Source organism: Nitrosomonas oligotropha (genome assembly GCF_900106555.1).
GTDB lineage: Bacteria > Pseudomonadota > Gammaproteobacteria > Burkholderiales > Nitrosomonadaceae > Nitrosomonas > Nitrosomonas oligotropha_A.
Genome location: NZ_FNOE01000003.1, coordinates 166,521 through 179,637 on the forward strand (window position 1 = coordinate 166,521; position 13,117 = coordinate 179,637).

The 13,117-nt window shown below is 47.9% G+C and carries 13 protein-coding genes and 1 tRNA gene; 2 read left to right on the plus strand and 12 right to left on the minus strand.

The window, feature by feature from the left end; translation table 11 throughout:
* Positions 1-2,100, minus strand: coding sequence for an SIR2 family protein (locus BLU57_RS03265; RefSeq protein WP_090316122.1), 2,100 nt, complete (start codon positions 2,098-2,100; stop codon positions 1-3).
* 282 nt (positions 2,101-2,382) lie between these two features.
* Between BLU57_RS03265 and BLU57_RS03270 the strand changes: the two genes are divergently transcribed.
* Positions 2,383-2,802: a YqaA family protein gene (locus tag BLU57_RS03270; RefSeq protein ID WP_090316125.1), complete on the plus strand. Its 420-nt coding sequence runs from the start codon at positions 2,383-2,385 to the stop codon at positions 2,800-2,802.
* A 67-nt stretch (positions 2,803-2,869) separates the two neighbouring features.
* Here the strand turns inward: BLU57_RS03270 and grxD are convergent, their stop codons facing one another.
* From grxD to BLU57_RS03300, 6 genes are all read right to left on the minus strand, one after another.
* Complete coding sequence (gene grxD, locus BLU57_RS03275; protein ID WP_090316128.1) at positions 2,870-3,178, minus strand: Grx4 family monothiol glutaredoxin; 309 nt, start codon at positions 3,176-3,178, stop codon at positions 2,870-2,872.
* 97 nt (positions 3,179-3,275) lie between these two features.
* Positions 3,276-4,106, minus strand: coding sequence for a peptide chain release factor N(5)-glutamine methyltransferase (prmC, locus tag BLU57_RS03280; RefSeq protein ID WP_090316131.1), 831 nt, complete (start codon positions 4,104-4,106; stop codon positions 3,276-3,278).
* A gap of 34 nt (positions 4,107-4,140) precedes the next feature.
* A complete protein-coding gene (gene prfA / locus BLU57_RS03285) occupies positions 4,141-5,220 on the minus strand; it encodes a peptide chain release factor 1 (RefSeq protein WP_090316134.1) in 1,080 nt (359 codons plus the stop codon).
* Positions 5,217-6,470: a glutamyl-tRNA reductase gene (gene hemA / locus BLU57_RS03290; RefSeq protein WP_090316137.1), complete on the minus strand. Its 1,254-nt coding sequence runs from the start codon at positions 6,468-6,470 to the stop codon at positions 5,217-5,219. The genes prfA and hemA overlap by 4 nt, the downstream gene beginning before the upstream one ends.
* A gap of 128 nt (positions 6,471-6,598) precedes the next feature.
* On the minus strand, positions 6,599-7,099 hold the full coding sequence (locus tag BLU57_RS03295) for a CreA family protein (RefSeq protein WP_218131627.1): 501 nt from the start codon (positions 7,097-7,099) through the stop codon (positions 6,599-6,601).
* A gap of 290 nt (positions 7,100-7,389) precedes the next feature.
* A tRNA-Val gene (locus BLU57_RS03300) sits at positions 7,390-7,466 on the minus strand.
* Between the two features lie 474 nt (positions 7,467-7,940).
* Between BLU57_RS03300 and BLU57_RS03305 the strand changes: the two genes are divergently transcribed.
* Positions 7,941-8,372: a hypothetical protein gene (locus tag BLU57_RS03305; RefSeq protein ID WP_090316140.1), complete on the plus strand. Its 432-nt coding sequence runs from the start codon at positions 7,941-7,943 to the stop codon at positions 8,370-8,372.
* 72 nt (positions 8,373-8,444) lie between these two features.
* On the opposite strand, the gene lpdA is transcribed toward BLU57_RS03305, so the two are convergent.
* From lpdA to era, 5 genes are all read right to left on the minus strand, one after another.
* A complete protein-coding gene (lpdA, locus tag BLU57_RS03310; RefSeq protein WP_090316143.1) occupies positions 8,445-9,905 on the minus strand; it encodes a dihydrolipoyl dehydrogenase in 1,461 nt (486 codons plus the stop codon).
* Between the two features lie 92 nt (positions 9,906-9,997).
* Positions 9,998-11,050: a beta-N-acetylhexosaminidase gene (gene nagZ, locus BLU57_RS03315; RefSeq protein ID WP_090316146.1), complete on the minus strand. Its 1,053-nt coding sequence runs from the start codon at positions 11,048-11,050 to the stop codon at positions 9,998-10,000.
* Positions 11,051-11,052: 2 nt separating this feature from the next.
* Positions 11,053-11,430, minus strand: coding sequence for a holo-ACP synthase (gene acpS / locus BLU57_RS03320; protein ID WP_090316149.1), 378 nt, complete (start codon positions 11,428-11,430; stop codon positions 11,053-11,055).
* Complete coding sequence (pdxJ, locus tag BLU57_RS03325; protein ID WP_090316152.1) at positions 11,427-12,155, minus strand: pyridoxine 5'-phosphate synthase; 729 nt, start codon at positions 12,153-12,155, stop codon at positions 11,427-11,429. Before pdxJ ends, acpS begins: the two co-directional genes overlap by 4 nt.
* 42 nt (positions 12,156-12,197) lie before the next feature.
* On the minus strand, positions 12,198-13,091 hold the full coding sequence (era, locus tag BLU57_RS03330) for a GTPase Era (protein ID WP_090316155.1): 894 nt from the start codon (positions 13,089-13,091) through the stop codon (positions 12,198-12,200).
* Between the last annotated feature and the right edge of the window lie 26 nt (positions 13,092-13,117).

Here is a 13,117-nt window from a genome sequence, read left to right on the forward strand (position 1 = left end):
TCAAGACAAAGCATCTTGACAGCAAAACCTCAGTTTCTCTCCCGAACCACACGGGCATTCGTCATAAGGCCCTAATCTCTGACGTTTAATTTCTGCTTCTAATAAGGTACGACTACGTTTTCTCCAACGAGAAATTTGAGTATCTGAATTACGAAGATCCCCCCAAACTACTGGCGTGGATAATGAAGAATTTTTCTGAGGAATAAATAATCCAGAAAATTGGTCTCGTGCTTGTTGGAGAACTGCTACTGGAATAGCTTGATTCAAACCAGAATTGATCGCTGTAACGATTTGACTTCCATTATCCGCTGCGAGCGACTGTGCAGTCTCTCGCCGGAAATTTGCACCGGTTGAAGACTCACGAAATTTTATTATTCCGAAAAGCAAATCTGGATTTTTCCTTATTATTTCTCCAACATCAGAGTTGAAACGTCCTGTTAATACATAACTGGCAGCATCCTGAGCCCATTGTTCAGTTTCAGTAGCAGAAAACGCTACACTCGCCTGTTTTTCGCTACCAAAAATCATTCTGGCCGAACTAGCTTGAATGTGCTGACAGATAATTCCACTGCTTATCACTTTAGCAAGCCTAAGTGCTGGGAATGACAACCACCGAGGAATGACATTTCTCGGTGTACCCTGACTAATCCCTAACATGCGGCGTATTGAAGGATTCATGAGCGCCCCGAGTGTTTTTTCTATAACAGAATTCGACAGTTTCGATTTTGATACATCAAAAATAGATGCTTCAAGAAGTTGAAAAAGTTTCTCTGCGATCTTTTCCTTACCTGCGGCAGGTAAAATCTGGAAGCGAATGCGTTCGGACACACTAGGCAAAGATTTTTTACCTAAAATATCAAGATCGACCATCATCAGACCACCAATTGGCGACTGTTCATCAAAAAAGCCAATCGCAGAAACTGATGGAGGGATAACCAAACGAAGTGAGCCATTTTCAACAAAAATCCAAAACGCCTCGGGGCCAAGAAGGTCATGCACACGTGCTAAATGGTCTATTGATACACAAACTATGTCGAAACACAGTAATCCAACAACAATATCATGCAGAGCCGAATAGTTATAAGACTCAATTTCACCGTTAACATAACCTTCCCCAATAATCACCTGTGGCTGAACTGCACCCGGAAATGGCTCTAAATTTAATGTCTGAGAAGTTGTCCAACTACCTGGGGTTATAAGATCAGCAAGATAGTAGATGCTATGATGACTAGAAACCTCTTCTTTACCCTCGTTAACTACCTGTATTGATTGACTTGATGCGAAATCAGCAATTACTTCCAATACTTGAAGAGCATCACGGTGATCGGTCGCATCAGGTACATATCGAATTCGTCGTACTGTTGCAGGAAGCTCGTTTCGTTCTTCCGATGTAACTATGAAGTGTGGCCCTACACCGAATAATGGGCGTATAGTCGAACACGCCCGCAGGTTTCGAAACACGTATTCATCTCGCAAACCATATCCAAGAAACAGTACAGTTGTATTCGAAAATATTGACTGTATAGCCTCAAGATAGCCATTCTCCAATTGAAGTGACTCGTAATCGTGCGTTGAGAAAATCATGGACTCTACCGAGCTAACAGAACCATGTAGCTTGCAAATGAATTTTGATCGTTGATGAAGTAACTGTGGAAGACGTTCGATATCGGAACGCTGAATGGTTATATGTTCTGGCAAACTATGTTCCAGCGCCTCATCTACGTTAGTTGTAACTATGTAAACGTTTGGGATCTTACATATCGCTCTTATAAAACGTCTGTATACCCCAGTGGCATGTTGTGGACGAAACTGATCTGACAAGAATGTGAAATACCGCGACTGGTTCGCAATGCGCATTTGTTCGAATAACTCGGGATATTTAGCTCCCTCCAATAATCGAGAAGAAAAAACTCCATCGTAATTGCGTTCTTCTCTTGAAAATACAGTGTGCATCTGTTCAGCCAGATTGTTCCAGAATGGGTATTTTGCCCACGAACTTACTCCAGCACCCACCCATATTATCAAAGGACGAGTTTGATCTCGCGCAGCCGTCGTAAGTGAATTGAGCGCTTTATGAGTCTCTTGGTCACTACTAAACAAATTGATCTCTCCAGTTGATAATCAAAGCAGTTTGATTCAGCTTTATAAACAGCAAAATCCAAGTACGCAATAGAATACTAATTAAGAATTTTTACTTGTGTATTCCTCGTTAATAGAGATATTGAGTATTTCTTGAGCATTACCAAATATACAACCATGCTACATGGATATAAAACTACCAAAGTTATGATATCCGAATCTCCCATTGTGCTTCCCCTAACTATATCTTCATCGCAAAATATCCAGTTAAACTATCGGCCTTTCTAAATTCAAATAATTCACATGGACGAACAATCAAGCCTAATCGCGTTATTCACCAGCAGTTTTCTCGCTGCTACCCTACTTCCCGGTGGATCGGAGGCGGTACTCGTGGGGGTGTTATTGGCGTATCCCGATTTGCATTGGCAGGCGCTGATTTTGGCGACCGTCGGCAATACGCTCGGAGGGATGAGTTCGTATCTGATTGGCCGGTTGCTGCCGGATGAAAAGACCGTGTTGAAGAAAGCCGGTGGAAATGCACGCGGGCTGGAATGGGTGCGGCGGCATGGCACGCCTATTCTGTTGTTATCGTGGGCGCCGTTGATTGGCGATTTGTTGTGTGTGGCCGCAGGGTGGTTGCGCACCAATTGGCTATGGGCTTTGTTATTTATTGCAGCGGGGAAATTCGCGCGCTATTGGGTGATTGCGGTTGCGGTGAACTGAGGATGCACAATCCGGTTTATTCGCTCTGGTGAATAAGCCGGATCGTTGATAATCGATTAAACCAGCATCAGTTTTCAAACAGTTTCTGGAGTTCACCACTCTGATACATTTCGGTGACGATATCCGAGCCGCCGATAAACTCACCGTTGACATACAGCTGCGGAATGGTAGGCCAGTTTGAATAATCCTTGATACCTTGCCTGATTTCCGGATCCGCCAGTACATCCACAGCGTAAATATTATCAACACCACAAGCCTGCAGAATATTCACAGCATTCGCCGAGAACCCACATTGCGGCTGGTCTGGGGTGCCTTTCATGTAGAGTACGACCGGATGTGTGGTAATTTGTTGTTCGATTAAATCTTCAACATTCATAGTGTTAATTTCTCCAAAAAATCATTTCAAAAGTTTTATACAGAAACAAAAAGCCGCGTTCTCAATTACTACGCTAGCGCCCTACTGATAGCTTACATCAAAAATTCAATTGACCGCCGCTTACCCGCATTATGCCAGCCAAATCCGGGTGGGAACAAATATTACTAAAATCCTTTTCCTGCAACAATTGCCTGCACGCAGCAGCTTGATCGTAACCATGTTCCAGCAGCAACCAGCCGCTGCTAACCAGGTGATCCGGTGTTTTATCGATGATACAGTGAATGCACGACAAACCGTTGTCACCAGCGGATAATGCCATGGGCGGCTCAAAACGCAGATCGCCTTGTTGCAGATGCGGATCAGTGTCAGCCACATAAGGCGGATTGGATACGATCAGATCAAATTCTTCCCCGGAAAGTTCATCGAACCAGCTGCCCGTAACGAAATTCAGATTATGCGTTTGCAGATTGCGCGCGTTCCATTGCGCAACCGCGATTGCAGCCGGTGACAAATCAACCGCAGTAACTTCGCATTGTGGACGATGTTTGGCGAGAGTAATCGCAATCGCACCGCTGCCCGTTCCCAGATCGAGTATCCTGCAAGACCGGCCGGATGGAATCAATTGCAACGCCAATTCAATCAGTAATTCAGTTTCGGGGCGCGGAATCAGAACCGCTTCGTTGACTTTAAAAGTCAGATCGTAAAAATCCCGCTCGCCGGTCAAATAAGCAACCGGCGCACCGTCAATCCGCCGCTGAACCAGATGTAAAAATGCTTCCAGTTGCTGCGCAGTCAGTATTCGATCCGGGTAAGTCAGCAAGAATGTATGACCGGCATTGAGCACATGCTGCAACAACAAGCGCGCGTCGATCCGGTCGATATCGCGGCAAGCTGTTGCTAACGCTTGAGAAATAGTGAGAGGTTGCATAATGTGCAATCAGGAAAATCAACCGTACGGCTGATTATTCTTGCACGGAAGCGGCTAAGAGTTCTGCCTGATGCTCCGCCATTAACGCCGAACACAGTTCATCGATATCGCCATCCATGATCTGATCCATTTTATAGAGCGTCAGATTGATACGATGGTCGGTTATGCGTCCCTGGGGAAAGTTGTAAGTACGGATCCGTTCTGAGCGCTCGCCGCTGCCCACCAGTGATTTCCGGGTGGCGGCTTGCTCCGCATGCTGTTCGCGCATCTGTTTGGCATGGATACGCGCTGCCAGTACGCTCAACGCTTGTGCTTTATTTTTGTGTTGCGAGCGTCCATCCTGGCATTCCACTACAATGCCGGTTGGCAAGTGCGTAACGCGTACAGCCGAGTCGGTTTTGTTGATATGCTGGCCGCCAGCGCCGGAAGCGCGGAATGTATCGATACGTAATTCGGAAGGATTCAATACCACTTCGCTGACTTCATCTGCCTCGGGCATCACCGCCACGGTACAGGTGGAAGTGTGCACCCGCCCTTGCGTTTCAGTGACAGGTACGCGTTGCACGCGATGCCCGCCGGATTCAAATTTTAGACGGGAATAAGCGCCTTGACCGATGATTTTGGCAATGATCTCTTTGTAACCGCCGATATCCGACAGGCTTTGCGAAATGATTTCCACCTGCCAGCCGCGCCTTTCCGCAAAACGTGAATACATGCGGAACAAGTTTCCGGCAAACAGAGCGGACTCATCGCCGCCGGTTCCGGCACGGATTTCCAGAAAAATATTGCGTTCGTCATTGGGATCTTTCGGCAGCAGCTGTTTCTGTATTTCCGATTCCAGTTTTACCAGTTTCTCTTTACCGGTCTGTATCTCGGTTTCGGCAAAAGCGCGCATATCGAGATCGGCGTGCATTTCCCGCGCGGTTTGGATGTCACGTTCGCTTTGCTGATAAGCGCGGTAGAGTTCTACAATGGGAACGATTTCGGAGTGTTCGCGCGTCAATTTGCGGTAATTATCCAGATCGGATGTAGCGGATTCACTGCTCAGCAGATGGTTTAATTCTTCCAACCGCACACTCAAGCGAGTGAGCCTGTCCGTGATGTTTTTGTTCATTGCGGGCGATGCAGCTGGTATAACCGATTAATCAGTTCGACTAATTCTTCACGTTCATCCGCCGCTGCATGATTCAGAATACTGGATGGCACATGCAGGAATTTATTGGTTAAGCCATTACTGAGCGCTTCGATGACTTTTTTCGGATCTTCACCTTTCTCGAGCAGCTTGTGCGCCCGTTCCAGTTCATGGCGGCGGTAACGTTCGCCCTGGTCACGCAACGCGCGAATGGTCGGCACCATTTCCCGTGTCGCCAGCCAGCGCATAAAATCAACGACGTTGGAGTCAATAATGGTTTCGGCCTGAGCGACTGCATTCTGGCGCGAATCCAGTCCTTCTTTGACGATCTCCGCCAAATCGTCGACGTAATAGAGAAATACGTCATCCAGTTCCGCCACTTCCGATTCCACATCGCGCGGCACAGCCAGATCGACGATAAAGATGGGGCGATGCTTGCGGATCTTGATCGCACGCTCGACCATGCCTTTGCCTAGTATCGGCAACGGACTTGCGGTACACGTCACCACGATGTCATGCAACGCCAATTGTTCCGGCAATTCGCTGAGCGTAATTGCTTGTGCATTAAAACGTTCCGCCAGCGCTTCGGCACGCTCGGTGGTACGGTTCGCTACGGTTATTTTCTTGGGGTTACGCGCGGCAAAATGATTGGCGCACAGCTCGATCATTTCTCCGGCGCCGATAAACAACACACGCTGTTCACTGATATCGCCGAAAATCCGTTCGGCCAGGCGTGCCGCTGCGGCAGCCATCGATACCGAGCTGGTGCCGATTTCAGTCGATGTGCGCACTTCCTTAGCGACATAGAAGGTGCGCTGAAAGAGTTTATGCAGCAATAGGCCGAGGGTCCCGGCATGTTCCGCCGATTTCACCGCGCTTTTGAGCTGCCCCAATATTTGCGGTTCGCCCAACACCATCGAATCCAATCCACTGGCAACGCGGAAAGCATGTTTTACGGCGTGTTCGCGGGGAAATTTGTATAGATAGGGATCCAGTTCACGCGTCGGCAAATGATGAAAATCCGCCAGCCACGCCATGGCATCTTCCGGTTTATCGGTGCAACAATAGACTTCCGTGCGATTACATGTGGATACAATGGCTGCTTCTTTAATCGGGTTGCGCCCGACCAGATCCCTCAGCGCGAGCTCCATCGTATTTTCAGGAAAAGTAACCTGCTCACGCACATCCAGTGGCGCAGTATTGTGATTAATACCGAAGGCGAATAACTGCATGAAAAATAATGTTAGCCAATGAAAGCAACAGGTAAGAAATAACTCGCGATTATAATATTAGGAGCTCTTAAATACTATCAATCAAAATAATTAATTTTACAATTCCGTATTAACGCATACACTTCCCATTAATGCCAGGGTGTAATGGGAATGATCGAAATGCTGTTTTTAGGCGATCCTTCAATAATCCGGTCGCTGTAAGTCAAATAAACCAGCACATTCCGCTTCGCATCATAAAACCGGACCACCTGCAACGTTTTGAACAACAGCGATGTGCTTTTCTTGAAAACTTCTTTGCCATCTTCATGCCCGTTCTTTATTTTTTCCGGCAATGTAATCGGCCCGATCTGACGGCACGCGATCGAAGCATCCGAAGTATCCTCGGCAACACCGACCGCGCCGCCGACACCGCCGGTTTTTGCCCGGCTTAAATAACAGGTTGCACCGGGAATTTCGGGATCGTCAAATGCTTCAATGACGATTTTGTCATTCGCGCCCAATAATTTGAACTTGGTTGAAACACTGCCGATTTGCTCCGCCATAGCGACGCTGGCGGCAAATGACAACAAGCTCAGCATCCCGATAAAATGTACCGCAATTCTTTTTTTACTTTTGATCTGAAACCGCATTATCTTCTCCCGCAACCTTGGTATCACCCGTTTTTAGTTCGTACACATGGATCTTGATACACATTCCATAAAATCCGCTTCTGCTGTCAGCAGCATTAATTATTAGCCATTGAGTCTCAGGTTACAAGTTAGTTTCATTTCTGCGTTCGATTCTTGCGGTCAACTGCTGAGATTTCATATTACACCGGATAGAACCGGTTTTTCGAAGTGAGGTGTTTATTGTGTTCGCTAAGTCGGCAATGATGTCCAAACACAACAAAGAGAATGGAAGGAAATTACCAGATTTATTCTGGTAGGCGCGATTGGACTCGAACCAACGACCCCCACCATGTCAAGGTGGTGCTCTAACCAGCTGAGCTACGCGCCTGGGAAAAGCGGATTTTAACTGAAACCGTTAAACGCCACAAATGTAATTGTTCTAGCCATCTCTCAGAATACAATCTGCTCCATTCAAAGCATAAAAAATTCACCGTACAAAGAATTCAAGCGATCAGCTCAATGTTTCCGGCATCCGGATGGTCTCCGTCTACCCTGCGTGTTCTCTTTTACTCTTAAAAACAATCCCTAACCGGCGCTTTGGTTGTTGGTTAAATAAACTGGCATCGCACGCCACATCCATGTGATTGCAAGCAACATTTCCACGCATTCCACGCTTAATTCAATCACACGGCTTGTTTATCAGTAAAACCAAACATCACTAATGTTCAAAACATGATTTTCAAGTATACTGCCCCGCTGCAAGAACGATCCAGAGAAGAAAAATTGATCTGGAAGCAATGCGTTAAAACGAGATTAAGATTTTATTAATAAATAATGGACTGGCATTTGCCAAGGAGAATTTATGCATAAACTGTTACCAAGCATTTTTTTGTTTTTGATACTTGCTTTACCTTTCAGCGTTTTTGCTCATGAGGGCGAGGACCACAGCCATGACGAGTCGGCATCGGAATTGGATGGAGGAAACGGATGGCGTCTAGTCCGGAAAGTCGAATTGGGCACTTCTGGAAAATTCGTTAATCTGGTACTCATCGATCACGCGGTCTACACAGATAAGACCATCTATAGCGCCGTCATCAATCGGCTTTGCAGTCCTTCCGATCAGTTCTGTAGAATCAGATTCTGGAGTGAAGAACGCTTTATACCTGAAACCGCCGCACTATCCGTGGAACAAAATAAACAACTCCGCGCCGACTATCTCGTGAATAAAGTAGCCGGGATGCATCATTTACGCTGGTCTTGCACAGTTGACCCGGACAAGACCCATTGCTTCTAATAGTTGATTCCGCTACTGATCGCAACAATCCTGGATAAGAGTGCCGTGATTCGAGAATTACAAACCGTAATTCTAAATATGCAACGCACGCTTATCCACGCCAAGTGCAGCCTCATGGAATACTTCCGATAACGACGGATGCGCATGGACTATGCAGGCAATATCCTCACTGCTGGCGGAAAATTTCATCGCCATTACCGCTTCTGAAATGAGTTCCGACACGTGCGGGCCGATCATGTGAACACCCAACACACGATCGGTTTTCTCGTCCGCTAACACTTTGATAAAACCGCTTATTTCACCCATGGCTCTTGCACGTCCGTTAGCAATAAAGGGAAACTGGCCTGCTTTATAGGCGATACCGGCTGCCCTTAATTCCTGCTCGTTTTTCCCCACCCAGGCAATTTCAGGTGCTGTATAAATAACCCACGGCACCGTATTGAAATCCACTGTTTCAAGCTCGTCGGTTTGTCCTTTTTCCACATGCTGAATCATTTCGGCAACGGCTACTCCTTCTTCCGAAGCTTTGTGCGCCAGCATCGGCCCACGCACCACGTCACCCACGGCATACACATTAGCTAAATTGGTACGGCAGTATTGATCAACCACAACAAATCCGCGCTCATCCACCTGCAAACCGTTTTCCTGAACACCCAATCCCGCAGTGTTCGGAATGCGGCCGATGGCCACGATCAACTTGTCGACTTCCAGAATCTGTTCCTGATTATTTGAATCGCTATAACCGACCGTGACAGTATCACCGGTTACTTTGACCGATTTGATATTGACGCCGGTATTGATTTGCAAACCCGTTTCTTTGGCAAAAATACTTTTCGCTTCCTTGGCGATCTGCTCGTCCGCCGCCATCAAAAAGCCGGGCATTGCTTCGAGAATCGTGACTTCCGCACCCAGTCTGCGCCACACGCTGCCCATTTCAAGACCGATCACCCCTGCACCGATGACACCCAACCGCTTGGGTACTTCCGTTAATGCCAAGGCACCGGCATTATCCAGGATCATGACATTATCCACTTCGGCAAAAGGCAATGGGCGCGGAACCGATCCGGTTGCGACGATCACATGTTTGGCCTGAATTGTCTCGGCAGTACCGTTATCGTCCACTTTGATCTGCCAGGTATTGGCGGATGCGTCCCGTTTAAGCAAGGTTCCGCGGCCATGCATCGACTTCACTTTGTTCTTCTTGAACAACGAAGCAATACCGGTGGTAAACATAGTCACAATCTTGTCCTTACGCGCAATCATGACCGGAACATCGACGGATACATTTTCCGCCGTGATACCGTGCGCGGACACTTTGTGCTGAATCTGGAAATAATTCTCCGAGGATTCCAATAACGCCTTGGATGGAATACAACCGACGTTTAAACAAGTACCGCCAAGACTGGCTTTGCCTTTGGGATTTTTCCATTCGTCGATACACACGGTATTCAAACCGAGTTGCGCGCAGCGAATCGCCGCCACATAACCGCCTGGACCGGCACCGATAACTGCTACATCAAATGTTTCTGACATGATTAAACCTTATGGGAAGATCGTAATGAGGGAGTAATTTTAAAGTAAAACAAAATGACTGTTGATGATTTGTTTTGGCTGACAGGCTTAACTTATTGCAGTGGCAGATCCCCGCTTTCACAGCCAATGCCGCTGATTTCACGAACTGCCTGCACGTAATCGCCATTTTCGCGCAGTTTCGTCAGTGAACCGGAATGATTTCTGGCATGCATGCGCGCCAAGCGGGAGAGACTGGTCGCTGTCATCTCCCATTGTAGGCCATTTAAAATCTCATCCGCACCGGCGGAATTATTGCACACCAGTATCATGTCGCAACCTGCCGCCAGTGCCGCTTGCGCGCGTGACAACATCGATTCGAGAAATTCTCCGGCGCCGCGCATCGTCAAGTCGTCACTGAAAATGCACCCCTCAAATTGCAGCTGCTCGCGCAAAATTTTCTGCAGCCAGAGGGTGGAAAAACCGGCCGGTCTCGCATCCACCGCCGGGTAAATGACATGCGCCGGCATTATCCCGGCCAATCCAAAATCGATCATCTGCTGGAAAGGAATCAGATCATTCATTTCGATATCGATGTAGCTGCGCTGATCGATGGATATTTGCAGATGGGAATCGGCTTGAATATAGCCATGACCCGGAAAATGCTTGCCTACCGCAAGCATGCCGCCTTTTTTCAATCCGAGCATCAATTGATGCGCCAGATCGGACACGGCATGCGGATCCTGATGAAAAGCGCGATCACCGATCACACCGCTTTGTCCGTGATCGATGTCCAACACCGGCGTAAAACTGAAATCGACATCACAGGCATTTAACTCAGCCGCCAATACATAGCCGGTCTGTCTGGCGAGATGACGCGCGCGCGCAGGCTGTTTATCCCAGATTTTTCCCAGCTCACGCATCGCGGGTATGCGCGTAAAATCTTCCCGGAAACGTTGCACGCGGCCGCCTTCATGATCGACGGCAATCAATAGGTGCGGGCTGCGTAACGCATGAATTTGCCGCGTCAATTCAGTCAATTGACGGTGATTGTCATAATTGCGTGTAAAAAGAATCACACCGCCGGTGAGCGGGTGCAGCAGCCTGCGCTTATCGTCCTCGGTCAGATGCGTACCGGCGATATCGAGCATCACGGGACCCAGCGGCACGATTATCTTTCCAGCACGACAAAGGCGCACACCATATTGATCTCATCGCTGATGGAAAGATGGTGCTGCGTAATACCTTTATCGTTAATGAGTTGATCTAGCTCGGGATGAAACTGAAAAAAAGGCTTACCTAGATCGTCATGAGTAATCGTGATATAGGTGAAATTCACCGGATGGCGCAATCCCGTACCTATCGCTTTAGACAATGCTTCCTTGGCGGCAAAACGTCCGGCCAGATACAGTACCGGCTTGCTGCTCGAATGGTATTCCTGCCATTCGCTATCAGTTAAGATGCGCCGCGCAAAGCGCTCGCCATGACGCTCCAGCGATTGCGCGATACGCGCCGATTCGACAATATCGGTGCCAATACCGTAGATCATCCACGCGCCTCAAGCATCAATTGTTTCATTTCCTGCACGGCCTGCTTAAAACCGACAAAAATCGCCCGCGCGACAATCGCGTGACCAATATTCAATTCGGAAATCTCGGGAATAGCGGCGATGGTTTGCACATTGTCATAATGCAAACCGTGTCCGGCATTGACTTTCAGACCAAGATCGATACCCAGCGCAACCGCTTTCTGGATGGCGGCAAATTGTTCTGCTTGCGCTTGTGGTGTATGCGCATCGGCAAAACCGCCGGTATGAATTTCGATAACCGGCGCGCCCGCGCGTGCAGCCGCATCAATTTGCAGCGGATCGGCATTGATGAACAACGAAACCCGTATCCCCGCTTGCGCCAGTTTCTGGCATGCGCGCTGAACTTGCTCAAAATGCTTGACCACATCGAGCCCGCCTTCGGTCGTCAACTCTTCACGCCGCTCCGGCACCAGGCAAATGTCGTGCGGCTTAATGCGCAATGCGATCCCGATCATCTCATCGGTCACCGCGCTTTCCAGATTCATCCGGGTTGTCAGCCGGTCACGCAAGATTTCAACATCGCGATCCTGTATGTGACGGCGATCTTCGCGTAAATGTAGCGTAATCGCGTCCGCTCCGGCGGATTCCGCTATCAATGCCGCTTCGATCGGATCCGGATAGTTTGTGCCGCGCGCCTGCCGTAATGTCGCCACATGATCAATATTGACGCCTAATTCAATCTTCATTGCAATTTTCCAAGAAGCTCGTTAGTGAAAACTTCTAACACATTATTCGTAACCAAGATTTCTTAACACACTTTCGCTATCAGCCCAACCGCTCTTCACTTTCACCCACACTTCCAAATAGACCTTTTCACCCAGCAGCAATTCCATATCTTTACGCGCTTGAGTAGCTATTTGCTTCAGCTTTTCACCTTTCTTGCCGATGATAATCGCTTTCTGGTTCGGTTTCTCAACCAAAATGGTGGCATAAATCTTGTGTACCCCGTCTTCCTGCTTGAATTGATCAACCACGACACTGGTCGAATAGGGGATTTCGTCGCCCACCAAGCGGAATAATTTCTCCCGGATAAATTCTCCCGCAATGAAACGCTCACTGCGATCCGTCACTTCATCTTCGCCGTACAAAGGCGGATTCTCAGGTAAATACTGACGGATGGTGGTGAGGAGCTCCGGTAATTGGATTTTATGCATGGCGCTGACTGGTATAACGTCGGCGAATTTAAAAGCACTACCGACTTCCTTTAAAAACGGCAGCAACCGGTTTTTGTCAGCCAACCTATCAATTTTATTGATCACCAAAATAACCGGAACATGCTCAGGAAGAATTTTAAGCGCCGCAAGATCGCGCTGATCAAACCGTAGCGCCTCGATGACAAACAAAATAACGTCGACATCCTGCACGCTTTGCGTAACTACCCGGTTCATCGCCGTGTTTAAACGGTTGATAAATTGCGTCTGGAAGCCGGGTGTATCTACGAAAACGTATTGCGTTTGCTGATCCGTCAAAATACCATTGATGCGGAAACGAGTCGTTTGGGCTTTTCGGGAAGTAATGCTGATTTTTTGTTGCAGCAGCTTATTCAGTAATGTTGATTTACCCACATTGGGACGGCCGATAATGGCGATGTAGCCGGTGCGGAAATGGGTTGCGACAGTCATGCTAAAAAATCTTGGTTTGTCATATG

Coding starts and splice junctions, on each gene's coding strand:
- BLU57_RS03270 (WP_090316125.1), top strand. CDS start 2,383: ATGGACGAACAATCAAGCCTAATCGCGTTATTCACCAGCAGTTTTCTC.
- grxD (WP_090316128.1), bottom strand. CDS start 3,178: ATGAATGTTGAAGATTTAATCGAACAACAAATTACCACACATCCGGTC.
- prmC (WP_090316131.1), bottom strand. CDS start 4,106: ATGCAACCTCTCACTATTTCTCAAGCGTTAGCAACAGCTTGCCGCGAT.
- prfA (WP_090316134.1), bottom strand. CDS start 5,220: ATGAACAAAAACATCACGGACAGGCTCACTCGCTTGAGTGTGCGGTTG.
- hemA (WP_090316137.1), bottom strand. CDS start 6,470: ATGCAGTTATTCGCCTTCGGTATTAATCACAATACTGCGCCACTGGAT.
- BLU57_RS03295 (WP_218131627.1), bottom strand. CDS start 7,099: ATGCGGTTTCAGATCAAAAGTAAAAAAAGAATTGCGGTACATTTTATC.
- BLU57_RS03305 (WP_090316140.1), top strand. CDS start 7,941: ATGCATAAACTGTTACCAAGCATTTTTTTGTTTTTGATACTTGCTTTA.
- lpdA (WP_090316143.1), bottom strand. CDS start 9,905: ATGTCAGAAACATTTGATGTAGCAGTTATCGGTGCCGGTCCAGGCGGT.
- acpS (WP_090316149.1), bottom strand. CDS start 11,430: ATGATCTACGGTATTGGCACCGATATTGTCGAATCGGCGCGTATCGCG.
- pdxJ (WP_090316152.1), bottom strand. CDS start 12,155: ATGAAGATTGAATTAGGCGTCAATATTGATCATGTGGCGACATTACGG.
- era (WP_090316155.1), bottom strand. CDS start 13,091: ATGACTGTCGCAACCCATTTCCGCACCGGCTACATCGCCATTATCGGC.